This is a genomic window from Natranaeroarchaeum aerophilus, assembly GCF_023638055.1.
GTDB lineage: Archaea > Halobacteriota > Halobacteria > Halobacteriales > Natronoarchaeaceae > Natranaeroarchaeum > Natranaeroarchaeum aerophilum.
In genome coordinates, this window is the sequence record NZ_JAKRVY010000003.1 from 162,645 (window position 1) to 187,355 (window position 24,711).

The window sequence follows — 24,711 nt, forward strand, 5'->3', positions numbered from 1 at the left end:
TACATCACTCCCTGTCAGTATGATTGAGTCTCTTTCTTTGCTTCTGACCCAGTTACCTCTGTTTGAGCTATATCTGGCTGCATTCACAGCAGCGGCGCTCACCTGTTTTGTCAGTATTCGTCGCGCTCGCCGGATTGCCGACCGGGACACCCGCCGCAGTCTTGTTGCCCTGCTGGCGACGAGCGGGCTGTGGGCGGCGTTCCACGTGGGGTATCTCGCCGGACCGACAGCCAGCATTCAGTATGGGTTCTACATGCTGGGACTGATCGTCGGGCTCGCAACAGTGGGCCCGTGGCTCTACTTCTGTTCGGCCTACACGGGGCGGGCACTCCACCACAACCGAACGTATCAGAAAATCGCCGTTGCTATCTATCTCGCTATCGTCGCGGTGAAACTCACGAACCCGGTCCATGAACTGTATTTCGCCGCGACGGTGACAACCGACCCGTTTTCGCATCTGATGATCCAGCACGGCGTGATCCACTGGCTGTCGATGGGGCTGGCCTATTCGCTTGCTGTCGTCGGGATCTTCATGCTGTTTGAGCTGTTTGCACAGGTGGATTACGACACCAGACCGTTTGTCGTCCTTGTCGGACTGACCGCACTGCCAGTTGCGTTCGATATTGCTGGCTTCGTGTATCCGCAGCTGGTGGATCTAACCTACTCGGCACTCGGTGTCGCGCTCTTTGCGGTCGGCGTACTGTACATTTACATGGACCGCTTCGAGACGATCCAGCTGGCCGGGCGGTACGACGATCCGGTGGTTGTAATCGGTGATGACCTCGAAATCCGAGATTACAATCGGAGCGCCGAAACACTGTTCCCGGAGTTGGGGGCCGCTCTTGGTGAGAACCTGAAGCAAGAACTCCCGGATCTGGCAGCCAGCATCACGAGCGAGACGGTGATCGAACGACAACAGGATGGCGAGACCAGATACTATCAGCCAAAAACCAACCCATTCAGTGCGAGTCAGGCCAAGCTCGGCCAGTTGATAATCTTCAACGACATCACCGAACAGGAGCGGTATCGGAAGCAGCTCGAAGCACAGAACGATCGTCTCGAATCGTTCACGGGGATGGTCTCTCACGACCTCCGGAACCCGTTAAACGTCGCCCAGGGAAACAGCCAGATCATCAGTGAGCTGTTCGAGGCTGCAAACAACGAGGACGGCAGCTACGAGCCACTTGGCACCGAGACGCTGGCAACCGTCGATGACGCTTCCAGTGCCCTCACCGTGACGCTGGCGCGGATGGAGCGACTGATCGACGATCTGCTGGTACTGGCTCGCGAAGGACAATCGATCGAGGAGACCGAGCCGGTGCCGCTAAAGACTGTCGCTGACGACGGCTGGCAGATGGTTGACCAGCGTGACGCGACGCTCGTGGTCGAGGAGAATCCGACGATTACTGCCGACCCTGACCGCCTGCAACAGCTCCTGGAGAACCTGTTTCGGAACGCCATCGAACACGGCGGAACGGATGTAACGATCCGGGTCGGTGCGCTGGCGGACGACACCGGCGTGTATATCGAGGATGACGGCCCCGGAGTCCCCGAGGAGATCAGAGATGAGGTCTTCGAGTCAGGGGTGACTACCAATCGTGATGGAACCGGCTTTGGGCTCGCAATCGTCAGCAAAATCGCCACGGCTCACGGCTGGACGATCGACTGTACCGAAAGCGAATCCGGCGGAGCACGATTCGAGATCACCGTCGAGCCGACCGAGTGATCCCCTCTGAGTTGTGTAGGAGACTCCCGGCAGGTGGCGGGGAATCTGGACGGAGAACTGCTGGACAGGGCCACAACCCGTGTCAGTCGTCGATTGCGGCGTCGACACCTGCGAGGAGTTGTGCCGCTACTCGGCCCGACGTGACCTGCTCGACGCGCGTCGCCTCGAAGACCTGCCGGGCGCTCTCGGCAGCCTCGGTGTCGACGTCAAAATCGATGCCAGCCGCCAGCGCATCGCTCGGCCCGTAGGTCACCGCCGCGAGTACGAGAGGCTGGGCTGGCGCGGGGGCAACGCCGCGGGGTCCATCCAGCGGCTCCTCGGCAAGCACGCGCTCGACGTCCGCAAGCGGGCGCTCGCCGCGCGCTACCGCGGCGACCAGTGAGACGAGCCGTCGGACGAGCTGGCGGGCGAACCCGCCCGCTGAAACCGTCAGGACAAAGAACGGGTCGTCACGGGTGAGCGCCGTATCGAGCCGCCGTACCGTTCCATCGTCGTCGGGTGTCAGGTTGTGGAAGTCGTGCCGTCCCGAGAGCCGTTCGAGGGCCTCACGCGCCAGCGCGGCGTCCGCCTCGGGCGCGTGCAGGTGGTACGTGTACCGGCGCTCGGTCGCGTGGTGGGTCGCGTGGAATCCGTCCGGAACGTCGGCGCTCGCCCACGCCCGGACGTCCGCGGGCAGTTCGCTGTTCAGCGCGGCGGGCGAAAGCCAGTCGGGAGCCTCGAAGGCGACGGTCTGGGCGAGCGCGGAGACGCCCGCGTCGGTGCGGCCCGCGGCCGCGTAGCCCGACGGTTTCTCGCCGGCGAAGACGTCGAGCGCACGCAGGGCGTCGAAGATGGCGTCCTCGACGGTCGGGACGTCGGGCTGACGTTGAAAGCCGTAGTAGCCTCGCCCGTCGTAGGCGATCCGATATGCGCGCATCACCGCACCGTTCCAGCGGCAACGGTTTGGCCGTTGCGGTGGCGGTTCGCCTGCCTGTGTCCGGAAGTGTATAATAAGTGTATGAGAGAAACGTACGTGTGAAACAGATCGAGGGAACCATTCTGACGGGACGATCGTTCGAGCCCGTTCGCGGGCGTGTGCTCGTCGAGGACGGCCGGATCACGGCGGTCGAAGAGACGTCCGTCGATTCGACGGATATCGTGGTGCCGTCGTTCGTCAACGCACACACCCACCTCGGGGATTCGATCGCGAAGGAGGCGGCGGTCGGGCTCTCCCTGACCGAGGCGGTCGCGCCGCCCGACAGCCTGAAACACCGGCGACTGGCGGCTGCCGATCGTGACGAACACGTCAGGGCGATCGGCCGGACCCTCCGCTTCATGGAGCGGACGGGGACCGCATCGGTGCTCGATTTCCGGGAGTTCGGCATCGAGGGCGCGCGCGTGTTGCGCGAGGCCGCGGCGGACAGACGGATCGAGTCGTTCATCTTCGGGAGCGACGATCCGGCGGTGCTCGAGTACGCCGACGGCTACGGAGCCAGCGGCGCGAACGACGAGGACTTCGGGGACCGACGACGGGCAGTCGCCGAGACCGGCAAGCCCTTCGCCATTCACGCCGGCGAACCCGACGCGACGGACATCCATCCCGCGCTGGATCTCGAACCGGACCTGCTCGTCCACATGGTCCACGCCGAGGAGGAACACCTCGAACGGGTCGAAGAGCAGGAGGTCCCCATCGCCGTCTGCCCACGGGCCAACGCCGTCCTCGACGTCGGCCGCGCACCGCTGTCGGAACTGCTCGCTCACACGACGGTCGCGCTCGGGACCGACAACGTGATGCTCAACCAGCCGTCGATGTTCCGGGAGATGGCCTTTACCGCGAAGACGTTCGACGTGAGCGCCCGGGACGTGCTCCGGATGGCGACGGTCGCGGGAGCGGAGATCACGGGCCGAAACTGTGGATGCATCGAAGCCGGACGTGAGGCATCGATGGTCGTGCTCGACGGCGATTCTGACAACCTCTCCGGCACTGAGGATCCCGTCCGTGCGGTCGTGCGACGGGCGACCGAGCTGGACGTCACGGACACGATCATCCGCGGCGAGTCAGTCGACTGATCGCTCTCCGAAGCGTCGTCCCCGATCCTCCCCAGAGAGTTATTAATATTATATCCTGTGTTAGTAACTTCTTTCAACCTGTGGAGCGTGTGGGGAGTTGTATGACTGACACAGCCGAGGAAACGGCCGACGAGCGCACAGGCCAACAGAAGGAGTGTCGCGCGACAGGTCGCACGGACGGCCTGATCGGCAAGTACGACATCTGGCTCTGTCGGCAGTCATTCCGCGAAATGGCCCGTGATATGGGCTTTCGCAAGTACGACTAGCGCCGGGCCGATTCCACGTATTCGACCGCCGCTTCGGGGGAGTCGACCATCTCGACGCCCTCGATGTCGTGGGTATCCAGCCCGCTGACCGGCAGGCCCGCATCGAGCGCGAGTGCGATCTCCGAGAGCGTCCCCATGTTGCCGTCGACAGCGATCGCGGCGTCCCCGTTGAGCGCGACGAGAGCGTTCCGGGCGTTCCCGAGCCCGGTCGCGATCGGCGTCGTGACGTACTCGTTTGCGGCACTGCGGCGTTCGCCGGGCAGGATGCCGATCGTCTCGCCGTCGGCCTCGCGAGCACCCCGACAGACTGCTTCCATCACGCCGGTCAAACCGCCGCAGACGACGGTGTGGTCGCGCTCGGCCAGCAACGCGCCGAGCCGCCGGGCCGTCTCATACGTCTGGTTGTCGACCGCGCTCCCGCCGATAACGCTCACTCGCATGGGTGGCCGTTTTGGCCACGAACACATACGTGCTACTCCCCGCGCTCGTAGGCCCCCTCTTTCTGTAACTCGCCGTGACGTCGCAGAATGTCGGGCGTCCGACAGACCCCGGGCGCGCCGGTCGCCTGCGGCACCGTACAGTTGTTACAGCTCTCACAGAGCACGCGCGAGTCCGGAGCCGCATCGAGCAGTCGCGCGGGAAGCCGCGGTTCGGCGTAGAACGGCCGGGCCATTCCGACCGCGTCACAGGCCGGTTCGGAACCGTCCGCGCCGAGCAGCCGATCGATCTGCTCGCGCTCGCGGATGCCGCCTTCGGCGAGAACCGGCGCATCGACGCGCTCGCGGACGCGCCGACAGAACGACTCGTTCCAGGCGGGCTCGAAGTCGAATCGCCGCGCTTGCAAACGGTTGAGCAGGGCCACGGCACGGGCGCGGTACCGGCTCCCGAACGCCTCGGCGTAGCCGTCCTGAAACCCCTCCTCGTCCCACGCGCGCTCGGGGTACTCCCCGCGGACGATGCTCATGTCCCAGAACGTCGACGTGACGACGGGGACGATGGCGTCGAAGCCGACCGCGTCGAGCCGCGCCGCGATGTCGACGCCGTCCTCCAGCGTGAGATGCCGCCGGACGGCACGTGGGGCGGCGGTCTCGGCGGGAACCTTGGTCAGGATCGGCACGTCGCCCGCCCGCCGTCGGATCTCGTCGTGGACGACCTCGAGAAAGCGTGTGCGGTTCCGAAGCGTGCCGCCGAACTCGTCGTCCCGTCGGTTGTAAAACGGCGAGAGGGACTGCTGGATGATCCCCATGTTTGCGCCTGCGAGGTGGATGGCGTCGTAGCCCGCATCGACGGCGTAGCTCGCCGAGCGGCCGAAGTCGGCGGCGAGTTCGTACACCTGCTCGGTCGTCATCACGTCCGGATCGTAAGAGACGACGCCGAGCCGGTCGAGCGCACGCAGTTGCCACGGCGGACGCGAGACTGCCAGCTGTGAGAGCCCGGGGTGGTCGGCGCGGTAGCCAGTGTGCCACGTCTCCATGCTTCGCAGGCCACCGTATTCGAGTTGAATGGCGATCTTCGTGCCGTGATCGTGGACCCGGTCGGTGAGCGCGGAGAGTTCGGCCACGAAGTCGGGGTCGTGAACCCGGGTCATCCCCGGGGCAGCACAGCCGCCCTCCCCGCGGACGATCGTCGCACCCTGACAGAGCAGGCCCGCGCCCGCAGCAGCGCCCGGTTCGAGGTCGGCGATCAGCCGGTCGACGGCGTCTGGACCGTTTCCCGCGCATTCGAGCAGCGGCGCGCGATAGAGGCGGTTCGGCAGGGTCAGGTCGCCGATCGTCAGTGGATCCTCCAGTCGCGGCATCTGGTACTACTTGCGCCGCGAACGGCTTCAACTCGGGGGGAGGACGGGGCCGGACACCCGAACAGAGCACAGCGCCAGGAAGCAAACCCCTTAACGACCCCGTCCTAACCCCCGTACATGGACCGACGCGAACCGCCACAGACCGACGAGGGCTGGTACGTGCTACACGACCTGCGAACGATCGACTGGGACGCCTGGACCGAGGCCGCACCGGCCGAGCGCGAGCGCGCGCTCGATGCTGGCGTCGAATACCTCGAAGCCGCCGAGGCTGTCGAAGACGCCGATGCGGGGGCATCAGCGGTGTTCACCGTCCTCGGCCACGAGGCCGATCTCATGCTGTTGCACCTGCGCCCGACGCTCGCGGATCTGGACACACTGGAACGCCAGTTCGAGACGACCGCCTTCGCGCGCTATACCGAGCACACCGGCTCGTACGTCTCCGTCACCGAGGCGTCGGGCTACACCGGCGCAGAGGCGTACTTCGACCCCGACGAGGAGGCCGATCCCGGCATCAAAAACTACATCGAGTCACGGCTGTATCCGAGCCTGCCCGATGCCGACTTCGTCAGCTTCTACCCGATGGACAAACGCCGCGGGCCGGATCACAACTGGTACGATCTGTCCTTCGAGGACCGTGCCGAGTTGATGTCAGGCCACGGCGACATCGGGCGAAGCTACGCGGGCAAGGTGAGCCAGATCATCTCCGGGAGCGTCGGCCTCGACGACTTCGAGTGGGGCGTCACGCTCTTTGCCGACAACCCGACCGACGTCAAGGATCTGCTCTACGAGATGCGCTTTGACCCCTCCTCCTCGCGATACGCGGAGTTCGGTCCCTTTTATTCGGGACGCCGCTTCAGCCCGGCCGAACTGGACGCCGTGCTGGCCGGGGAGCCGGTCGGCGTCGACGATGCGGAGGAAGCGGGAATCAGCGACGAGGGGGCGGCGACGCCGGCGGATGCGGAGTCAGAGCACGGGAACGCGGTCTCAGCGGATGCGGACGACGACAGCGCCCGCGACGTGCCGAGCGAACTCGATCGGCTCGGCGTCTCGCTGCCCGACGAGGGCGTCGGACTGGTCGTCTACTCCGACGCCCCCACCGACGAGGTCGACGAGGAGGTCGAGGGGCTGCGCGGAAACTTCGAGCACTACGACTCCCATCTCGGCACCGAGGTCGTCGGCGACGGGGAGGGCACCGCCGTCGTCAGCGGCTGGGAGACCGACCGCGCCGCGGGCATCGCCAGCGGCTTCCTCGAAGAGCTGCCGGGCGTCACCGGCTACCTGCAGGGCAGCCTCGACGGCGGGGGAAGCGAGTTCCACGCGGTCGGCGACGGCGAGGACCACGAGGAGGCGGCCGACGAAGCGGAGGATACTCACGACCGGACCGACGAGGACGCCGAGAGCATCCGCGACGAACTCGACGACCACGGCATCTACGCGGGCCAGCCCCACGGCGAGGACGTCTACGCGCTCGTGCTGTATTCGGCGGCAGACGTCGACGAGCTCCGCGAAGAGGTCGCGAGCCTGAGCGACGGCTTCGACCGCTACGACACCCACAGCAAGACGGCGGTGTACACGACCGAGGGCGCAGATCCTGCGGTCGTCAGCATCTGGGAGACCGAGGACGCCGCCAACACCGCGAGTGACTACCTCTCGGACCTGCCCGAGATCGTCCGACAGGCTGGCGACGAGGCCGAGACCTTCGGCACGATGGGGATGTTCTACACCGTCAAGCCCGAACACGAGGACGACTTCGTCGAAAAGTTCGACACCGTCGGCGGCCTCCTCGAAGAGATGGACGGTCACCGCCAGACCGACCTCTACGCGAACGTCGAGGACGACTGCGATATGTTCATCGCGAGCCGCTGGGACTCGAAAGAGGACTGCATGGCCTTTTTCCGGAGCGACGCCTTCAGCGACACGGTCGACTGGGGGCGGGACGTGCTCGCCGACCGGCCGCGGCACGTCTTTCTGGCCTGATCGCGTTCGCTCTTCTCACGTACCCCGGTCGGCGGTGATGTCCGTCGATCGGTAGTCTCCCAGTGACAATACCCACTCTGAGAGGAACAAGGCTATCAGGGTCGACCGCGAATTGGAAGTTCAATGAGCGAGGGGACAACGTACTACGTCATCAGTGATCTCCACATTGGTGGTGACGAACAGCTGGAACACGTCGAATTTCTCGACGAACTCATCGAGTTTCTGGAACGGCTGGAAGCGAACGAGGAAGACGCCGAGCTGATCATCAACGGCGACGCGTTCGGCCTCTGGGAGTTTACGACGATCGGGGGGATCGAGAAGTTCGAGTCCCTCGAAGCGAGCTATCCCGAGCTGTTCGAGCAGTTCCGCGCCACCGGCGAGACGATGCCGATCACGCTGTTGCCGGGGAACCACGACCACGAGCTCGCCGCGTACGACGAGTACATCGACCGGTTCGCCGAGTACAACATCACGCTAGAACCGGAGCTGTCGATCACTCGTGAGGTCGGCGAGCGCGCGATCCACTTCGAGCACGGCCACCAGCAGGACCCGAACAACCGCATCGAAGATTTTGGGAATGAGCACGCGACGCCGCTTGGCTACTTCTACAACACGCACGTGACCAGCCGCGCGGGACAGCTTTCGGACAGGGGGCGATTCAACTGGCTCAAAGACGTACAGGCGGTGACGCCGACCGAACGGATGCCCAACTGGCTCATCTCGAAGTACTTCTATCGCGAGATGAACCCGTTCCTGCGCTATGCCGCCGTTCCGTTCCTCCTACTGTTCAACATCAGCGTGATCCTCGCAGTGCTCGCGGGGCTGGATCTCGCCGGAATCTGGTCGATGCCTGTCGAGCGAACGCAGTCGGCCCTCAGCCAGTTCGGGCTGGCCGGGACCGCGGCGTATATGATACTCTGGCTCAACGCCATCGTGGCCGGACTGCTCTTGCTGGTCGGCATCCCGCTGTACGTCTTCCTGCGGGACGTCAGGCAGACGATCGACCGCTTTGGGGTCTTCGAGACTCCACTGACCGTCGATCCGGAGGAACCCTACGTCGAGGCGGCCAGGGACGTCTTCGAGGAGCGCCCGGAGACGGCGATCTTCTGTTACGGACACACCCACCGACCGGGAATCAGAGAGGTCGACGACCGGCTGCTCGTCAACACGGGGACGTGGCTCAAACGCCTCCATCGCCGTGACGTCGCCGGACGCCTCATTCCCCCGGTGTTCGCCCCGAGCTACCAGATTCCGGTCGTTCGGATCGAGGCTAGCGAGGAGGGCGTGGCCGTCGAGTACGAGGAGATCGAGAAGGACAATCCACGGAAAGAAGAGCTTACCCTCACAGAGCGGTTCCTGACGCGGAGCCGGGAGCCGAACCCGGAGCTCCCCGATCGGACGGTTGTCTCGGACGGCACTGTGTCGGACGATCCGACACGGGCAGAACAGCCAGCCAGCTAGGGCGCGTCGGCCCGCTCGGGCTCCGGTCGCCGGACGTTGATCTCCCCGTTCGTCGTCACGCTCACGACGAGCGACGCCGTCACTTCTCTGCCGATCACCGCATCGCCTGCGGCGTCGCTGACCGCTTTCATCAGGTCCGGTGCGGACTGTGTGACCTTGACGTTTGCGTCGTCACAGGCGTCGTAGACACGGCCGGGCACGTCGTACAGGTCCGTCCCGGCATCGATCCGGACCCGAACCGGAGCCTGCAACGCTTCGGCAAACGCGATCGTCTCGCGGGACTTCCGGATGTTCTCGCGCGCACTCGACTCGATGCTGGAGACGTTCGCCCGCGAGGTGCCGAGTCGCTCTGCGATCGCCGACTGGGAGAGCCCGCGCTCGCGGAGGATCAGCACCTCGGCCTGTCGGCGCGTGAGGACGTTCTCGTCCCCGTCGAACCCGATACTGTCGAGTAGTTCGTCGACGTCGAGCGCCTCGTTCTCGCTCATCGTCCACCTCTACTGTGACGATCGGTGGGATGACCAGTCTCGGACGGCCACGCGATATCGAACGGCATTGGCGGTGTTTCGCCCCCCACTCGCAAAAAAGCACCTGGACGTCGCGTCGCGGCACGCGAGACGGTGACCACGATACTGACCTTTGCCGCCTGAGCCACGTTTAGGATATCCGGGCCCCTAATCGGATGTATGGACGACAGTACCGCGGTCGTGACGGGTGCAACGAGTGGGATCGGCCGGGCGGTCGCCGCCGCCTGCGCGGACGAGGGCGCACACGTCGTCGCCTGTGCGCGCGATGCCGACGATATCGCCGACGTGGTAGCCAAAATCGAGTCCAGCGGGGGGACGGCAACCGGCGTTCGCGCCGACGTTCGTGACGAGTTCGACGCCGAACGTCTCGCCGAAACCGCCGCCCGGGTTGGCAATGATGGCATCGAGTACGTCTTCGCGAACGCCGGTGTGTTCCACGGGAGCCCCGGCGACGAACCGATCGATGCGGAGAGCTACACCACCTACGACGACCATCTGCGAACGAACGGTAGAGGGGTCTTCGCGACGATCAAAGAGGCGAAGCCGCATCTGACCGACACCGCCCGGGTGATCGTCCCGACCGGTTCGGTCGCCCGTGACGCGAAAGCGGGGATCGGCTCGTATGCGGTCTCGAAGGCGACCGCCGAGGCGATCGCCCGCGCGTTCGCGGTGGATATCGAGCAGACCGTCGGCTGCGTCGATCCCGGACAGGTCGCCACGGATCTGTCGGGACCGGGCGGGCGTGATCCCGAAGATGTCGCGCCGATGTTCGTCTGGGCGGCGACAGAGGCCGATCCGGAGGAGCTAAACGGTGCGGTTCTCGGACTGCGTGAGTGGAAGATGGCGACGCGGTGACTCACGCGCCGACTCACAGCTCCCGGTCGCTGTCCGGGTTGTCCAGTTCCCAGAGGATTTCGGGGAGAAAGGCATCGAGTTCGTCGATGACGCGGCGCTCGCTGACATTCAGGCCCTCGCAGTGTTCGTGGGCCGAGTCGCGGATGTCGACGTGAAGCTCGCCGTCTTCGAGCGTCACCGCGAGCGGAAAGACCGAACAGCGTGCGGGCTTCCAGTCGTGTTCGGCGTGGAGCGCACAGAGGCCGTCCTCGCGCAAGAAGTAACAGGCTGCACCGTCCTCGGCGACGTGCTCCTCGCGGTCTTTCTCCTCGCGCCGGACGAAATCGTGGCCGCGGAACTCCGTCGTCGACTCGTTGAGGTTTGCGCGCTCGGCGAGACCGAGAAAGTCACGGTCGTACAGCAAGACGCCGTGCTGACAGCACCAGGTGCAGTCGTCGACACACTCGAACGTGAGGTCGGGATCGAACTCGACGATAACCTCGCGGTCGGGATACACCTCGACGCGCTGGCCCGTCTGATCGGTCGACACGAACACCCGTTCGGGCGGCGCAGCAAAAAGCGCGACGCATCCGGTACCGCGCCGCTCCGTGGCGACGACCGTATCAGGACTCGAAGAGCGCGTGATCGTCGTCGACATCGGCCCGTTCGGCGTACGCCAGCGTATAGTAGTCTCGATCGGCTAGCTCGGTGGGATCGTCGGTGATCACCGTCTCGCCCTGTTCCATGAACAGCCGCCGACCATACGTGACCTCGTAGCCCGCATCGACGAGTTTCTCGTGGGTCACCGGCACGTCGGTCACTTTGAACAGGATCAGCCTGTCCGGGCCAACCGGCGCGTCGCCGCCGGACGCTTCCCGGAGCGTGAGCTCGCTTCCGGCGGCGATTTCGACGTCCAGCGCGGCCGCAAAGGCCGTTACTGAGCTCACGCCCGGCACGACCTCGACGTCGACTCCGGGATGGAACCGTTCGATGGTTCGTCGCAGGTGACCGAACGTCGAGTACACGTTGGGATCTCCAAGCGTAACAAACGCGGCATCGCCGTCCTCGGCCGTAGGTGCTACATCGGAAGCGGCCGACTTCCATGCCTGACGGAGCTCCGCCTCGTCCCGTGTCATCGGAAACTCGAGGTCGCCGATCCGGGACTCGGGGACGTGTTCGAGCGCGACCGATCGCGAGAGTCGTCCCGGCGTGTAGACGACATCGACTTCATCCAGTACCTGCGCACCGCGGACCGTCAACAGGCCCGCGTCCCCGGGCCCGAGACCGACTCCGTACAGCGTCATGTCGCGATCACCGCTGCAGTGTTTGCGTCCATCGTGTCATCCCTTCGGAGAGCTTGCCTCATGGAACTTCCGTGCCGGGTCGGCATCACGGGTCGTCCTCGACGATCGCCCGTCCAGCAGGATCCGACATCTGGTGGCGTGTCGCCAGCCCGGCCAGATGCGGCGTTTCGGGAACGATCAGCGTCTCGGTCGCCAGCTCTACCGCGCTTGCGCTTCCGGGGAGACAGAAGATCGGAACGCCGTCTGCGATCCCGGCGAGCGCACGACTCGCCATTGCCCGCGTACCGACTTCCTCGTAGGAAAGCATACGGAACAGCTCGCCGAACCCGCGGAGACGACGGTCGATCGTCGCCTGGACTGCGTCGGGTGTCACGTCGTCCGCAGTGACGCCGGTGCCGCCCGTGGTGATGATGGTATCGACGTCCTGTCGCGTCAGCAGGGACTCCAGCAGGTCTTCGATACGGTCAGCGTCGTCCGGGACCAGCGCGCGGGCGGTCACGCGATGGCCCGCGGACTCGAAGGTCACTACTGCGGTGTCGCCGCCGGGGTCGTCGACCGTGGAGAGGGCGTCAGCGGGGTTGTGCTCGTCGTACCGGGAGGTCGAGACGGTGACGACGGCGACGTACAGGGGATCGATGACGTCGTGACTGTGGTTGTCAGTACTACGGCGCCGGGAGCGGTCGACGTGGTCGCCCGTCATCGCTGACCCCGTAGCGCCGCCGGTCTGGTCGTTCGGGTACCGGAGCCGTCGATCACGAGCTCCTGACCCGTGCGCCGGGGGAACCGGTCGTCGTCCAGCCCCTCACGTTCGCCCTCACGGACCAGCGTCTCGTCGAGCGCGGCGGTGACCGCGGCCTCGTCAAGTCCCTTGCCGATGACGACCAGGCGGGTCTCGCGATCGCCGACGTCGGGGTCCCAGTCGAGATCGTCGCCGCGTCGGTAGATCTCCTGTCTGGACTCCGGGAGGCTGGCGATCCAGCGCCCTTCCGGGACGACTCGTGTCGCCGATCCCGCGAAACTGGCGGTGAAGGCGTGGCGATCCCGGCCTGCGACCCAGAGGATTCCCTTCATGCGAACGACGCTCGCGGGCAACGACTGGAGGCAGTCGACGAACCGCCCCGGGTGGACCGGCCGGCGTCGGTGGTACGTAAACGAGTCCAGTCCGAACGCCTCCGGGGGATGCCTGTGGTCGTGGCCGTCGTGCGAGTGGTCATCGTGGGAGTGATCGTGGTCGTCATGCGAGTGTTCCGTCCCACTCTCGGCGTTGTCACCGCCGTCAGCGTCGCGCAGGATCTGCTTCCACCCTGCCGAAGACTGTGACTCGTCCTCGTCGAACAGCCCGGTGTCGAGAACGTCCTCCGGCGAGACGTCACCGTGGGTCGTCTCGTGGATCGTCGCGCGCGGCTGGAGGGACCGAAGCGTCTCGGTGAGGGCCGCACGCTCGTCCTCGTCGACCAGATCGCACTTGTTGACCAGCAGGACGTCGGCGAGTTCGACCTGTTCGACGAGCAGTTCCGACAGGGGACGGCTCTCGTCGGCTTCGTCAGCCGCTCCGAGCGGCTGGCCCTCGAGTACTGCATCGTGGAACGTGCGGGCGTCGACGACCGTCACGAGGGCGTCGAGATCGTACCGGGGGGCGACCTGCGGCGAGCGGACGAATCGCTCGACGATCGGCGCGGGATCGCTCACGCCCGAGGGTTCGACCAGCAGGTGATCGAACGACGATTTGCCGTCGAGTTCCAGCAAGGCGGCATCGAGTTCGCCCTGCAGACCACAGCAGATACAGCCGTTCGAGAGCTCTGTGAGCTCGGAGCCACCCGAAAGCTCCGAACGCGACTCGATGAGGTCGGCGTCGACGTTGACCTCGCCCATGTCGTTAACGAGGACGGCCACGTCACGATCGGCGTCGGTCAGCACGCGATTCACGAGCGTCGTCTTCCCCGCGCCGAGGCCGCCGCTGAGCAGGGTGACGGGGGTGGGCATCAGTCGTCGGCCAGCGCCAGTTCGCGCTGGTCGTCGGTCCCGAACGGATCCGGGAACCCGGTCCAGTCCTCGTCCATCTCGGCGTCGGTGAGCACGCACTCTTCCAGAGAGTCGATGAGCGGGTCGGCATCGAACTCCCGGCCGATGAAGACGAGTTCGGTGCCACGGTCGCCCCACTGTTCGTCCCAGTCCTCTTCGATACCGGGACGCGCCTGGAAATACCGTTCCTGCTGGGCGGGCGGCAAGGCGGCGATCCACTGTCCCGCCGGTCCTGCTCGAACCGACGTGCCGGCCTTGTCGATCCCCATCGCGACGTCCTCGCGGCCCGCACTCCAGAAAAAGCCCTTCGCACGGATGATCTGGTCGGGGAGCTCGGCGAGCAGGTCGGCGATCCGCTCGGGATGGAACGGACGGTCCGCCTCGAAGGTAAAGGAGGTTACGCCGTGTTCTTCCTGTGGGTCGTGATGGTGATCGTGGTTGAGTTCGTGTTTCCAGCCGGCGGACTGGCTGGCGGCGTCGAAGTCGAACAGGCCGGTATCGAGGATCCGTCCTGGATCGATATTCCCGTGTTCGGTTCGGATGATCTCCGCGCGGGGCTGGAGCCGTTCGAGCACGGCCTCAATCTCGTCGAGCGCGTCCGCGGGCACGAGATCGCACTTGTTGAGCAAGAGGACGTCACAGAACTCGATCTGGTCGAGCAGTGCCTCCTCGGGAACACGACCGTCTTCCGGGCTGAGCTCGTCGGCTGTCAGCGCCGCTCCGGAATCGAAGGCCTCGTAGAAGCTGTGTGCGTTGACGACCGTGACCGTCGTGTCGAGTTCGTAGGTACCCGTGGGATCGAACTCGGTGTCCTCGAACCCGCGAGCGAACGTCTGTGCGACCGGGATCGGTTCGCTGATCCCCGAGGACTCGACCAGCAGGTAGTCGAAGTCACGGAGCTCGGCGAGGCGGCCGACTTCCTCGAGCATGTCGCCGCGCAGCCGACAGCAGATACAGCCGTTCGACATCTCGATGATCTCCTCGTCGCCCTCCGAGAGCTCCGATTGCTGTTCGACCAGTTCGGCGTCAACGTTGATCTCGCCCATATCGTTGACGACCACGGCGACGTCGAGGCCGTGCTCCTCGTTGAGAACGGTGTTGAGCGTCGTTGTCTTGCCCGCACCGAGGCTACCGCTAAGTATCGTGACGGGAATCGGTGAGTCTGTCATTGGTCCGTGCAGGTTTAACAATTCGGAGGGACTTAATATTAGTTATTCGCTAATTGTGACCTTCATCATAACAACCACTATTATGCCCCGTCACAAAGGCCCAGATATGCCGGTCGTAAGCATCTCGCTCCCGGAGGAACTGCTGGAATCCGTCGACAGTTTCGCCGAGGAACAGGGCTACACGGGACGAAGCGAAGTGTTCAGACAGAGCGTCCGCGGCCTACTCGGCGAGTTCGACGAGTCCGAACTCCGGGGTCGGGAGCTGATGGGGACCGTCACCGTGCTGTTCGAGTACGGGAGTTCGGGCGTCGAAAACGAGGTGACCCACCTGCGTCACGAGTACGAATCGCTGATCGTCTCGAACGTCCACGGTCACGTCGGCGAGCGCTACTGTATGGAGCTGTTCGTCATCGAAGGGGGGCTGGAGGACGTCTCCGAAGTCGTCTCCAGCGTCCGGACGGTCGACGGCGTACTGACTGTCGATTACTCGCTTCAGCCGATCGACGATGTCGGCGGTATCGCCAGTCCGTCCTGACGGTCAGAGATTGCGCAAGGAGAGCAGTTTGACACGCCCGACGCCGTCGAAATCCCGGAGATCGTAGACGAGTTCTCGGATCCGTGCCACTTCGCCCCGACAGAATACCGTCTCCAGGCACCACTCTCCCTCGTGGACGTGACTGGTCGCACTGATGGCGTCCTGATACTGGTGTTGAATCCCGTGGAGTTCACGGATCACCTCCTCGTGCTCGTAATCGAAGACGATCACCGCCGCTACGGATCCCGACATCTCCTCCAGTTTCGAGTGGGCTTCGACGTACTCCTGGATCGCTTCCCGGACCGCCCGCGAGCGGGAATCGAATCCTTCGGCCTGCCAGACGGCGTCGAACTCGGCGAGCACGTCGTCGGGAATGTTCAGACTCGTTCGCATACACGTTGATGGGTCCGAACAGTGTTAGGGCCTGTCGTTTTTTCGGTGTCCTACCCGTCAGCGAGCCAGAGTGTACCATGTGTCAGTGTGCAAGCGGTAATAATACACGTACTAGGAAAATCGAGGCATTGTATACATATGAACCTAAGTTTATATTCGAGTTCCCCATTAGTAACAGATACGCATGAGCCAGAGCGCCTCAACAACGTGGACGGACCCTTCGACCTGCCCGTTTTGCGACGCCGAACTCGCCGATCCCGGCGCGGGATTCGTCGATCATATTCACACGAGTACCGAGTGCAAGAGCGAGTTTGACACCTGGCGCTCGAATATTGCGGGCGATATGGGGGGTGAGTGGAGCGGATGAGTCTCGGACGTACCACCGCGTCGACGCACACGCCGACGCCGATTCCGAGCGAGATCGAAGCGCCGACGGCCAAGCTCGTCTACATGACACTCGACGCCGACGGCCCCCACACTATCGACGAGCTGAGCGACCGGCTGAACATGCAGAAACTGGTGCTGTTGGAGACGCTCCGAACGCTCGAATCGAAAGGGATCGTCGATGCCAACGGCGAGTGCTGTACCGCAAACTAGCGACCGAACACTGGCGCTCTCCTTTTGATGGCAGCGTGGGAACTCCCGTGCCCGCCAGCGGATATTGCGGCTGACTGCCAGGCGACGAATCACATACAAGCCCCCGATCATCGAGTGGCGACAATTGTTAAGTTTGTTCGCCGGTTGGTTGCGGGTATGGAACGACGACGATTTCTCGCCGCCGGTGGTGTCGGTGCAAGTGGCCTGTTGGCTGGCTGTACCGACGTGCTCGGTGACGACGATTCGGTCCCCGAGCGCGACCCCGCAAACGAAGTTGCCGACAGCATTGCGACCGCGGTCGGACTGACGAATACGGCTGCCCTGTCACTCGACAGCGTCGACACCGGTTTCGAGGAACCGGACACAATCGAGTTTGACGAGGACGAACCCCGCGACCGGCTTACCGAGGCCCGAACTGCGCTTGAGGACGCCGAAGCCGACGACGACGGAAGCCGTGAAACAGAGATCGCAGCCGTCCGTGCGTACATCGGAATCGTCGAGTCAATGATCGATATGTTCGTCGAGCTGCTCGACGGTGCGTCCGAACTCTCGGACTCCGACGAGTCGTTCGACCCCGACGATATTGATCGACTCCGCGGGAGTATCACCGCGGCGCGTGATCCGATCGAACGGGCGGTGAGTGCGCGGACGGCGGGCTCCGAGCACCGCGATTCGGCAGACGAGTCAGCGCTGACCGACCTCGACGCCGAGTTCAAGACCGTTACCGACGGGTTCGACGAACTCGTCTCCTTTACCGACGGCTTCGACGTGCTAACCACGGGGTACGCTACGCTGCTCGATGGAGTCGAGTACGTCGAGACCGCACAGGATCAGTTCAGTGCCGAGGAGTACGACGATGCGCGCGTTGGGTTCGCCGATGCGACCGCGGCGTTCGACACGGCAAATTCGACGTTTTCCGACGGTCAGTCCGACGCTCACGAGGAACTCGACGGAGAATTCGATCGGGCGACCGGCCGCAGCGATTCGCTCATTCGCCTGTCATCGAGCCACGAGTCGATGCTCGATGGGCGAGAGCTGCTGGAAGACGGCAAAGAGGAGTTCGAAAACGAAGAGTTCGGGGCCGCAAGCGCTGCGTTCTCCGGGGCACAGGAGGAGTTCACAGCAGCATCCGAAGAACTCGACGCAGAGCCACAGCCAGAAGGAGAGTTCGACGCGGAGTTCAATCAGGCCCAGTGTCGTGCCGACAATCTCGGTGAGGCCGCCGACGAGTTCGCGGCGGCGGCCGACGCTGCCGATCAGGGCAACTTCATCGAGGCGGACCAGCGGTTCGAGAACGGCGAAGACGCGCTCGAAGCAGCCGAAAACTGCTAGAAGTTCCGCCAGACATCCTCGTCCCAGTTGTCGGACTGTTCGGCGTCATCATCCCCGCCGTCCTCTTCACGGGGCGTTTCGCCGGGGGGACTCGTCGCGCCGCCCGCGACGTTTACCGGCTCTTCGGCTTCGGGCAGGTTCAGCTCCGGCCACGCCCCTTCGTCCCAGTCGCCGACCTTGCTGTAGTAGTAGACGACGTTCCCGTTGATCACCGCAAAGAGGTCCCGCCGACGGTCGTGGACGACTCGCTCTTTCGTATCGATGGCGACATCGACGACGTCTTCGAGCGTATCGAGTTCGATGTAGTTGTTGCCGACCCACATCGGAATCGAACCTGTCGAGATCCAGTCCGCGTAGCGGCGGCGGTGGATCTCCTGTTTGATCGCGGCGATATCCATCTCCTCGGGATTCGTCGCACGGACTGTTCCGGCACCGGTCAAAAAGAGCAGTCCCATGAGACCGAACAGCGAGACGACCATCCAGTTCGGCGAACCGGTCTCTTCGATCGTCCGCGTCGTATCACGGGTCTGTGAGTCACGCAGGTCCGACTCGAACCAGTAAGCCCGGTCGGTCACCTCCATCACGCTCGTCGATGTCAACTCCCCTTCGTAGGTGCCCGTATCGTACTCGGTCCGCAGGTGGACGGTGGTCTCGACGCTCCCGACCCCGGAGAGTCGCTCCTGGAGTTCGGCGAGGCGCTGCTGGAGTACCTCGACGTCGATCGAGGTCGACGACGTGGCCTCGCCGTCCTCGACGGTTGCCGTTTCCTCGATGAGCACGTCCTCTTCGTACCAGAACACGTCCCCGTCACGGGTTCCCTCTATCTGTAGTGTCAGTTCGTGCGTTACCGTGGTCCCATCGGGCGCGGACGTTTGTGGTTCGATATCGACAACCGGCGAGGCTTCAATGATGTACGTCGAGCCATCCGAGGAGACGCCAGCCCATTCTTCCTCGTCGACGATCTCGGCACTGACCAGCCCCGTCGTCTCGATCGATTGCTGGTCGGTCTGTTCGGTGGCGGTCGTGGTCGGCGGCGTCAGCGCGATACCCGCCGCGACGACCAGCGCCAGCACTCCGGCGACCGCCAGCGCGATCATCAGGTTCCGTCCGTGGTTTGCGATCAGCAGCTTCGCGCGTGGGTCGTCGATCAGTGGCATTGTGATTGGTGTGACAGTCGTCGACGTCCGAGGCTTCGGAGCGTGCCCTGCCGACCGTCTGTTTCGAGTCGTCTGTAATACCGAACTCCCATGATATAATTTTGTTGGAAAATAACTGGGGCGAACAGATCAGGTATCATAGCCACTTGCGGATCTTCCGGCGGAGCCGATATGCAAGGGGAACGTCCTTGCCCGATCGCAGCCGGATATCGCCCGTCCCGAACAGGGCGACGATCGCGACCAGCCCTCCCATGGCGATCACGGCGTTGATGCTCAACAACGCGACGAGCGGATGGATCGAGTGGAGTCCGCCGATCAGGGTCGGGGGCAACACCACGAGATACCGGTGTTCGGTGACGTGGCGTGTGTATCGCCCCTCCTCTGCGGGGACAGAGAGCGTGACGCTGGTCTCGGCAGTGGACCCGCGGCTCACCCACGTCCGATCGGGCTCGGTTGTGACGTCCTCGCCGGGCTCGAAGAAAACGACGACCGGGACGAAGCCGTCGTTTCGCACGGTGTGTTCGACCGTCGAGCTGCCGCCCGCCTCGATCACCAGCGGGTCCTCCTCGGGTGTCTCCGAGCTCGCGACACCGTACTCCTGGATCCCCGCAGGGACAACCATCGCCGCCGTCGCGGCGACGACCAGCACGACGAGTACCGCGCCGCCGACCACCCAGATCTTCACGACATCGGGGCGTGACGACGAACGTGTGATATCGCGCGCGTTCCGCGAGCCGGTCAGGACGGCCAGCCCGATAAAGAACATCCCAAGAGCGACGAACGCGCCGCCGAGCTGGGTTCGTTCAAGCCCGCCCTCCCCGCCCATGGCAGAGACGACGGACTGCTGAACGCTATCTGCACCCGACTGAAAGCCCATCACGACCGTCCCGAGATGCGGAATGGTCACGACTGTATCACCAACCTGGAGGGCGTGGGCGACAATTTGCCCATCCGAGACCGGCGGCTCGTCACCGTCCTGATCAGTGAACGGGTTGGCGTCGCCTCTCGTAATATAGCCCTCGTCGGTCTCCCCGACAACCCGGTGGGTCGTCAGCCCGCCGCCGTGGAGCTCCTCGGCCTCGAAGACCACCACGTCGTCCTCGCTCGTGTCGCCCGCGAGTAACGAGGGAACCGCCACGAAGCCGTCGCCCGCGTTCATCGCCGGCTCCATGCTGCCCGTCGAGACGAATCCCAGCAGGATGGGCTGGCCGAGCAACTGGCCGAGCAAGAGCGCAAGCACGATGATGACGAGGAAGAGTCCGAGCGCCCACTCGACGTAGGACCTGAGCGTCATGCTGGCCTCCACGAGTCACTTCCCGGGCTGGGCTGGCCCGTACGTATCCGGGAAGTATCGCGCATACGGTGTCTACGCTGGTGATCGGTGATATATTTGTTCCTCAGACGTACCGCCGGGCCAGGTCCCAGATGCTGCTGCGACCGATCGCAAGCAGACCGACCAGTGCGGCCAGCCCGACGCTTGCCGTCGCCGGATTACTCAGATATCGTTGTGTGGTCTCGACAACGGTCTCGCCCGGCGAACCGACGGTTACCTCGCCCGCCTCGCTGCCGCTGACGCTCACCGCGAACGTGCCCTCGTCGGCGAACGCGCGAGTGAACGTCACCGTCTCCTCCTCGCCTGCCGCTACGTCGATCTGCTGGCTCTGGAAGACGACCCCCGCAATCGCGAGTTCCGCTGTAAAGGTCCCGTCCTCGTCGCCGACGTTCGCGACGGTGGCCGTGACGTCGACGCTGTCGCCGAGGTCGATTTCGGTCGCCGACACAGCCGCGTCAGTCACCTCGAAGGAGGGTCCGCTGGGCGGGTCCGTGACAGTTACCGTCCCCGCCTCGGTCGTGTAGATCGTCACGCCGGGGCGGTTCGTCACCGCGATCTCGTACTCGCCGGACTGCTGGAACGTGCGCTCGAAGGTCACCGTCGTGGTCTGTCCCGGTCGAAGACTGATCAGTTGCTGGGAGACGATCGTCCCGTCGACCGACAGCCCAACCCGCGTCGAGCCCGGCCCGTCACCGCTGTTCTCGACGGTCGCGGTCACCGTCGAGGACTCACCGGTCTCTACCGCCCGCGGATCGACGTTTACCTCGTTGATTGATATCGACGACGATCTGTCATCCTCAGTCTCGATGCGGATCGTGAACACGTCGCCGTCGAGATCCTTCGAGCTATCGACTTCGAGGCCCACGCCCACCGACTCGCCGGGGTTCAGGGTTACTTCTTCGACTGGCTCGCCTGTATCGCTCCGGTGGAACTCGACGCCCTCGATGTCGCTGGTCACCCAGACGCGCTGCTCATCGTTTCCGGTCGAGCGGATCTGGAAGGCCTCATCGACGCTCGCCTTTGCGTGCGGCACGATACTTCCCCGGATTTTGATCTCGCCGTCCTCAATGGTCGCCACGCTCTCGTCGGTCGCTTCGATTGTGATAAAGTCCGACGGCGAGTCCTCCTGTGCGGCCACAGTCGGCGCTACGAACAGCGCGAGTAGGCAGAGTGTGGCGACGAGTAGGACTCTTGTTGTGGGCATTCGGAAGGTCTCCGGATCAGACAAGATTACATTTCTCTTAATCGCGGAGGTTGGCAGTTGAACTACCGAATGAGGTCAATCAGGCCTCTTCGATCGTGATAGTAAGTAGCCCATCAGTGTCGTCGCTGTCTCCCGTGGTGAGTTCTGTCTGGGCCATCGTTTCATTACTGTCTTCATCCACCGTTAGTGCGTTATCTGGACTATCCGCAGTGTCCTCGAACGAAAGATCGTAGTTGGCCGTTCCTTCTTCGTCATCGAAGTCGAATGTAACTGTGAAATCATTCTCCCCGGCATCAGTACCATCATTTATTACTGTGAATAGATCGTCGTATGTGACTGTAGAGTTTGCTGGGATTGAATCAAGATTATCGAAATCACCACCACCATCCGTTGCTCCAAATACGATTGTTAGGTCGTCTGCTACCAGACTGGCTGCGTCATCACCCAGATTTGGAGTTTGATCGTAATCAGAGTCCGATACACCGGTAGCATTATCAAGCCCGATGCTATCGTAATCAGTCGGATCAATCACGACATCTACGAATTCATCGGCTATGTCTCCTGCGTTATTGATAACGTTAACTTCAACCGAACGCTCTGCACTAACGCTGCTAAACGCACCCGATCCGAAGACCGCGCCGCCGCCCACTGTCAATGCGCCCAGTCCGACTATCATGTTGCGTCTACTTGTTGGCATGGTTATATTCTCCGTTGAGTCTGCGCCGGAACCCGTAAGGTTGGATTACCAGCCGACCTTCTGATCAGTACTCTACACCCTACCCACTTTGTATTGAGTAGCTTGAACTTACTATCGCTTCGCTTGCCAGCCAGCAAGCCGAGCTTGAACCCCAGTTTTTGGGAAGTCCGGTACGTCGTCGAGGAGTGAGACAGGGGCGATCGACGCCGACTGAGGTCCACAATTTCTAAAAATTCTACAAATTGCAGCTATTTCTGCGGTTCCAGCGGGTCTAGATACCGATAGCAATGGCCGAATTCCCTAAAAATCAATTCACCGGAATCACCAGACACCACCGGTTTCAAGCCCGGCTTGAACGGAATATCGCTCGGCAATCCGAGTTTCAAGCCCCCTAATACAATGTGGGTAGGGTTGTTACGACTGAGTAAGCGCAAACTAAGCGCAACAAGATTCAACCATGAAATCCAATCGACGAAGCGTTCTGATCGGACTCGGTGCACTGACAGTCGGCGGCGGCGCAGTATTCGGTACGGGCGCGTTCAGTAGTGTTGAAGCGAATCGTACTGTTGAGGTGGCCGTAGCAGACGACTCCAGCGCCCTTGTAGGTCTACAAGCCAATGATTCAGATTATGTAACTGAAGAAGATGGTCTTCTAGTGATTGACCTGAGCGATCAGAATCTGGGTGACGCCTCGGGCGTTAATCGAAACGCAACTATCTCGATTGATAATGCGTTTACAATAGTTAATAACTCAGATTCAGATATCGATATTACGTTTGATATTGATGATCCAAGTCCGATTAATATCGAATTCGAGCCAGTTTCTCCAGATGGTATAACTGACGAAGAAGACATCAGTATAGATATAATAACAGATGGTGCTACTGACGGTGATAATTTCAGTGGAGAAGTTACCATCACGGCTACACCATCTCCTGAGTAGTACTTCTTACAATTTAATTTTCTAAATGCGGTATGTTATAAGATGAACCTCTTCTTCAGTGCCTCGATCCGCGGCGGCCGCTCCGACATTGACATCTACGCTGACCTGGTCGACCACCTCAACACCCACGGCGACGTCCTCACTGAGCACATAGCCGAAGAGAACGTCGAAGCCAACGAACAGGCGCAGGGACTCACGGACGCCGACATCTACGAGCAAGATGTCGAATGGCTCAATGAGGCTGACGCCGTTTTCGCAGAGGTTACTACCCCGAGTCTGGGCGTGGGCTACGAACTCGGGCGGGCCGTCGCCTGGGACAAACCGATACTCGCGCTGTACGGGCCCGACGCCGACCACGAGCTGTCGGCGATGGTCCGCGGGAATCCCGATGTCGACGTGATCGAGTACGAAACGCTCGACGACGCCAAGCCGGCGATCGACGCGTTCCTGACCGAGCACGTCTGAGCTGCCGAAGACTCGCCCGCAGATTTCTGCCGCCCGATCCTTCCACGTATAGCACTCGCCTACACAGGAACACGGGTGGGACTGAAAGGGGCTGGCCGGGTCCGGGACGACGGGCGACCCAAGCACCGAACGAAGTGAGGCGCGCAGCGAGCCCCTCGACCGGAGCCGGCCAGGGGCTTTCGGGCTGTTAGTACCGTTAGAACCAGAGCCAACCACGTAAACAAATCGTTCTGTGACCCGAAACAACTAACAACCATCCTTACATCTCCTGCAATAACCGTATGTCTGCCGACGAGATGCCCGACCGGGGCGAGATCTTCGATCTCCTGAGCAACCATCGCCGCCGGTACACCATCCACTTCTGCAAACAGCAAGGCGAGACGGTAACGGTCTCGGATCTCGCCGAGCAGGTCGCCGCCTGGGAGCTCGACAAGGAGATAAACGAACTGGACTCCAAGGAACGAAAGCGCGTCTACACGTCGCTCCAGCAGACGCACCTGCCGACGCTCGACGACGCCGGGATGGTCGTCTACGAGAACGGCGAGGTGACGCTGACCGAGCAGGCCGAACGGATGGAAGTCTACATGGACATCGTGCCGGGCGACTCGATCCCGTGGGGGGAGTACTATCTCGGGCTGTCGATCATCGGCGCGCTGGTGCTCGCTGGGGTCTGGTTCGAGGTATTGCCGACCGAGACGATGCCGGGACTTGGATGGGCGTTTGCGGTGCTGGTGCTGTTTGCGGGCTCGGCAGGATATCACATCTATCAGGGACGGCAAAACCGGCTTGGAGAGATGGAACGGCCGCCGTAATCGTCAGACCAATCCGTTGATCCGTACTACTCACTGACCGAAGCGCAAATTGGACCACTGAAGACGTCTTCGAGCGTAACTACGTTTGTTTTCTAGTTAGTAGTGTTCAC

Annotated in this window: 26 protein-coding genes and 1 pseudogene; 13 read left to right on the forward strand and 14 right to left on the reverse strand. The window is 63.0% G+C overall.

All coding sequences use genetic code 11. From position 1 onward, the window contains the following. Window positions 1-19: 19 nt before the first annotated feature. Window positions 20-1,726 (forward strand): ATP-binding protein, encoded by a 1,707-nt coding sequence (locus tag AArcSt11_RS07675; protein ID WP_250596026.1) that lies wholly within the window; start codon window positions 20-22, stop codon window positions 1,724-1,726. 82 nt (window positions 1,727-1,808) lie between these two features. Here the strand turns inward: AArcSt11_RS07675 and truA are convergent, their stop codons facing one another. Next, a complete protein-coding gene (gene truA / locus AArcSt11_RS07680; RefSeq protein WP_250596028.1) occupies window positions 1,809-2,642 on the reverse strand; it encodes a tRNA pseudouridine(38-40) synthase TruA in 834 nt (277 codons plus the stop codon). Between the two features lie 98 nt (window positions 2,643-2,740). Between truA and AArcSt11_RS07685 the strand changes: the two genes are divergently transcribed. Further along, window positions 2,741-3,775, forward strand: coding sequence for an amidohydrolase family protein (locus tag AArcSt11_RS07685; RefSeq protein ID WP_250596030.1), 1,035 nt, complete (start codon window positions 2,741-2,743; stop codon window positions 3,773-3,775). Window positions 3,776-3,876: 101 nt separating this feature from the next. Continuing rightward, on the forward strand, window positions 3,877-4,041 hold the full coding sequence (locus AArcSt11_RS07690) for a 30S ribosomal protein S14 (protein ID WP_250596032.1): 165 nt from the start codon (window positions 3,877-3,879) through the stop codon (window positions 4,039-4,041). On the opposite strand, the gene AArcSt11_RS07695 is transcribed toward AArcSt11_RS07690, so the two are convergent. Both AArcSt11_RS07695 and AArcSt11_RS07700 read right to left on the reverse strand, forming a co-directional pair. Next, window positions 4,038-4,481, reverse strand: a complete 444-nt coding sequence (locus AArcSt11_RS07695; protein WP_250596034.1) for a TIGR00725 family protein — start codon at window positions 4,479-4,481, stop codon at window positions 4,038-4,040. The two genes, AArcSt11_RS07690 and AArcSt11_RS07695, sit on opposite strands and share 4 nt — an antisense overlap. Window positions 4,482-4,513: 32 nt before the next feature. Continuing rightward, window positions 4,514-5,839: an oxidoreductase gene (locus tag AArcSt11_RS07700; RefSeq protein ID WP_250596036.1), complete on the reverse strand. Its 1,326-nt coding sequence runs from the start codon at window positions 5,837-5,839 to the stop codon at window positions 4,514-4,516. Window positions 5,840-5,956: 117 nt separating this feature from the next. Here AArcSt11_RS07700 and AArcSt11_RS07705 point away from each other — a divergent pair, with 117 nt between their 5' ends. Then, window positions 5,957-7,816 (forward strand): heme-binding protein, encoded by a 1,860-nt coding sequence (locus AArcSt11_RS07705; protein WP_250596038.1) that lies wholly within the window; start codon window positions 5,957-5,959, stop codon window positions 7,814-7,816. A gap of 123 nt (window positions 7,817-7,939) precedes the next feature. Continuing rightward, window positions 7,940-9,277 carry a metallophosphoesterase gene (locus AArcSt11_RS07710; protein ID WP_250596040.1) on the forward strand — a complete coding sequence of 446 codons (1,338 nt, stop codon included), beginning with the start codon at window positions 7,940-7,942 and terminating at the stop codon, window positions 9,275-9,277. Here the strand turns inward: AArcSt11_RS07710 and AArcSt11_RS07715 are convergent. Next, window positions 9,274-9,765 carry a Tfx family DNA-binding protein gene (locus AArcSt11_RS07715; protein WP_250596042.1) on the reverse strand — a complete coding sequence of 164 codons (492 nt, stop codon included), beginning with the start codon at window positions 9,763-9,765 and terminating at the stop codon, window positions 9,274-9,276. The genes AArcSt11_RS07710 and AArcSt11_RS07715 overlap by 4 nt on opposite strands. A gap of 198 nt (window positions 9,766-9,963) precedes the next feature. Here AArcSt11_RS07715 and AArcSt11_RS07720 point away from each other — a divergent pair, with 198 nt between their 5' ends. Further along, complete coding sequence (locus tag AArcSt11_RS07720; protein WP_250596043.1) at window positions 9,964-10,659, forward strand: SDR family NAD(P)-dependent oxidoreductase; 696 nt, start codon at window positions 9,964-9,966, stop codon at window positions 10,657-10,659. A 13-nt stretch (window positions 10,660-10,672) separates the two neighbouring features. Here the strand turns inward: AArcSt11_RS07720 and AArcSt11_RS07725 are convergent, their stop codons facing one another. From AArcSt11_RS07725 to AArcSt11_RS07745, 5 genes and pseudogenes are all read right to left on the reverse strand, one after another. Further along, entirely contained in the window at window positions 10,673-11,188 is a 516-nt protein-coding gene (locus tag AArcSt11_RS07725) for a hypothetical protein (RefSeq protein WP_353617729.1), read from the reverse strand. Window positions 11,189-11,276: 88 nt separating this feature from the next. Then, window positions 11,277-11,942 (reverse strand): annotated as a pseudogene (locus AArcSt11_RS07730) (cobalt-factor II C(20)-methyltransferase); the annotation flags it as partial. An 85-nt stretch (window positions 11,943-12,027) separates the two neighbouring features. Then, a complete protein-coding gene (locus tag AArcSt11_RS07735; protein ID WP_250596046.1) occupies window positions 12,028-12,642 on the reverse strand; it encodes a MogA/MoaB family molybdenum cofactor biosynthesis protein in 615 nt (204 codons plus the stop codon). Continuing rightward, complete coding sequence (locus tag AArcSt11_RS07740; protein ID WP_250596047.1) at window positions 12,639-13,925, reverse strand: CobW family GTP-binding protein; 1,287 nt, start codon at window positions 13,923-13,925, stop codon at window positions 12,639-12,641. Before AArcSt11_RS07740 ends, AArcSt11_RS07735 begins: the two co-directional genes overlap by 4 nt. Further along, entirely contained in the window at window positions 13,925-15,133 is a 1,209-nt protein-coding gene (locus AArcSt11_RS07745; RefSeq protein ID WP_250596048.1) for a GTP-binding protein, read from the reverse strand. Before AArcSt11_RS07745 ends, AArcSt11_RS07740 begins: the two co-directional genes overlap by 1 nt. A 106-nt stretch (window positions 15,134-15,239) precedes the next feature. On the opposite strand from AArcSt11_RS07745, the gene AArcSt11_RS07750 reads away from it, so the two are divergent. After that, window positions 15,240-15,668 (forward strand): CopG family ribbon-helix-helix protein, encoded by a 429-nt coding sequence (locus AArcSt11_RS07750; RefSeq protein ID WP_250596050.1) that lies wholly within the window; start codon window positions 15,240-15,242, stop codon window positions 15,666-15,668. A 3-nt stretch (window positions 15,669-15,671) separates the two neighbouring features. Here AArcSt11_RS07750 and AArcSt11_RS07755 read toward each other — a convergent pair whose 3' ends face one another. After that, window positions 15,672-16,061, reverse strand: a complete 390-nt coding sequence (locus AArcSt11_RS07755; protein ID WP_250596052.1) for a CopG family ribbon-helix-helix protein — start codon at window positions 16,059-16,061, stop codon at window positions 15,672-15,674. A gap of 184 nt (window positions 16,062-16,245) precedes the next feature. Between AArcSt11_RS07755 and AArcSt11_RS07760 the strand changes: the two genes are divergently transcribed. From AArcSt11_RS07760 to AArcSt11_RS07770, 3 genes are all read left to right on the forward strand, one after another. After that, window positions 16,246-16,428 carry a DUF7501 family protein gene (locus AArcSt11_RS07760; protein WP_250596054.1) on the forward strand — a complete coding sequence of 61 codons (183 nt, stop codon included), beginning with the start codon at window positions 16,246-16,248 and terminating at the stop codon, window positions 16,426-16,428. Then, window positions 16,425-16,658 (forward strand): TrmB family transcriptional regulator, encoded by a 234-nt coding sequence (locus AArcSt11_RS07765; protein WP_250596056.1) that lies wholly within the window; start codon window positions 16,425-16,427, stop codon window positions 16,656-16,658. Before AArcSt11_RS07760 ends, AArcSt11_RS07765 begins: the two co-directional genes overlap by 4 nt. Before the next feature lie 156 nt (window positions 16,659-16,814). After that, on the forward strand, window positions 16,815-17,990 hold the full coding sequence (locus AArcSt11_RS07770; RefSeq protein WP_250596057.1) for a hypothetical protein: 1,176 nt from the start codon (window positions 16,815-16,817) through the stop codon (window positions 17,988-17,990). On the opposite strand, the gene AArcSt11_RS07775 is transcribed toward AArcSt11_RS07770, so the two are convergent. The 4 genes from AArcSt11_RS07775 to AArcSt11_RS07790 all read right to left on the reverse strand — a co-directional run bounded on the left by AArcSt11_RS07775 (window position 17,987) and on the right by AArcSt11_RS07790 (window position 22,360). Next, window positions 17,987-19,147, reverse strand: a complete 1,161-nt coding sequence (locus AArcSt11_RS07775) for a DUF5305 domain-containing protein (RefSeq protein ID WP_250596058.1) — start codon at window positions 19,145-19,147, stop codon at window positions 17,987-17,989. The two genes, AArcSt11_RS07770 and AArcSt11_RS07775, sit on opposite strands and share 4 nt — an antisense overlap. Before the next feature lie 136 nt (window positions 19,148-19,283). Next, entirely contained in the window at window positions 19,284-20,441 is a 1,158-nt protein-coding gene (locus tag AArcSt11_RS07780) for a signal peptidase I (protein ID WP_250596059.1), read from the reverse strand. A 103-nt stretch (window positions 20,442-20,544) separates the two neighbouring features. Then, window positions 20,545-21,684, reverse strand: coding sequence for a CARDB domain-containing protein (locus tag AArcSt11_RS07785; protein ID WP_250596060.1), 1,140 nt, complete (start codon window positions 21,682-21,684; stop codon window positions 20,545-20,547). A 79-nt stretch (window positions 21,685-21,763) separates the two neighbouring features. Next, the gene (locus AArcSt11_RS07790) at window positions 21,764-22,360 is read right to left on the reverse strand and encodes a hypothetical protein (RefSeq protein WP_250596061.1); all 597 of its coding nucleotides are present in this window, start codon (window positions 22,358-22,360) and stop codon (window positions 21,764-21,766) included. Window positions 22,361-22,838: 478 nt separating this feature from the next. Here AArcSt11_RS07790 and AArcSt11_RS07795 point away from each other — a divergent pair, with 478 nt between their 5' ends. From AArcSt11_RS07795 to AArcSt11_RS07805, 3 genes are all read left to right on the forward strand, one after another. Beyond that, entirely contained in the window at window positions 22,839-23,324 is a 486-nt protein-coding gene (locus AArcSt11_RS07795) for a hypothetical protein (protein WP_250596063.1), read from the forward strand. 42 nt (window positions 23,325-23,366) lie between these two features. Then, window positions 23,367-23,789 carry a nucleoside 2-deoxyribosyltransferase gene (locus AArcSt11_RS07800; RefSeq protein ID WP_250596065.1) on the forward strand — a complete coding sequence of 141 codons (423 nt, stop codon included), beginning with the start codon at window positions 23,367-23,369 and terminating at the stop codon, window positions 23,787-23,789. Window positions 23,790-24,070: 281 nt separating this feature from the next. Then, window positions 24,071-24,601: a DUF7344 domain-containing protein gene (locus AArcSt11_RS07805; protein ID WP_250596067.1), complete on the forward strand. Its 531-nt coding sequence runs from the start codon at window positions 24,071-24,073 to the stop codon at window positions 24,599-24,601. The last annotated feature ends 110 nt before the right edge of the window (window positions 24,602-24,711 follow it).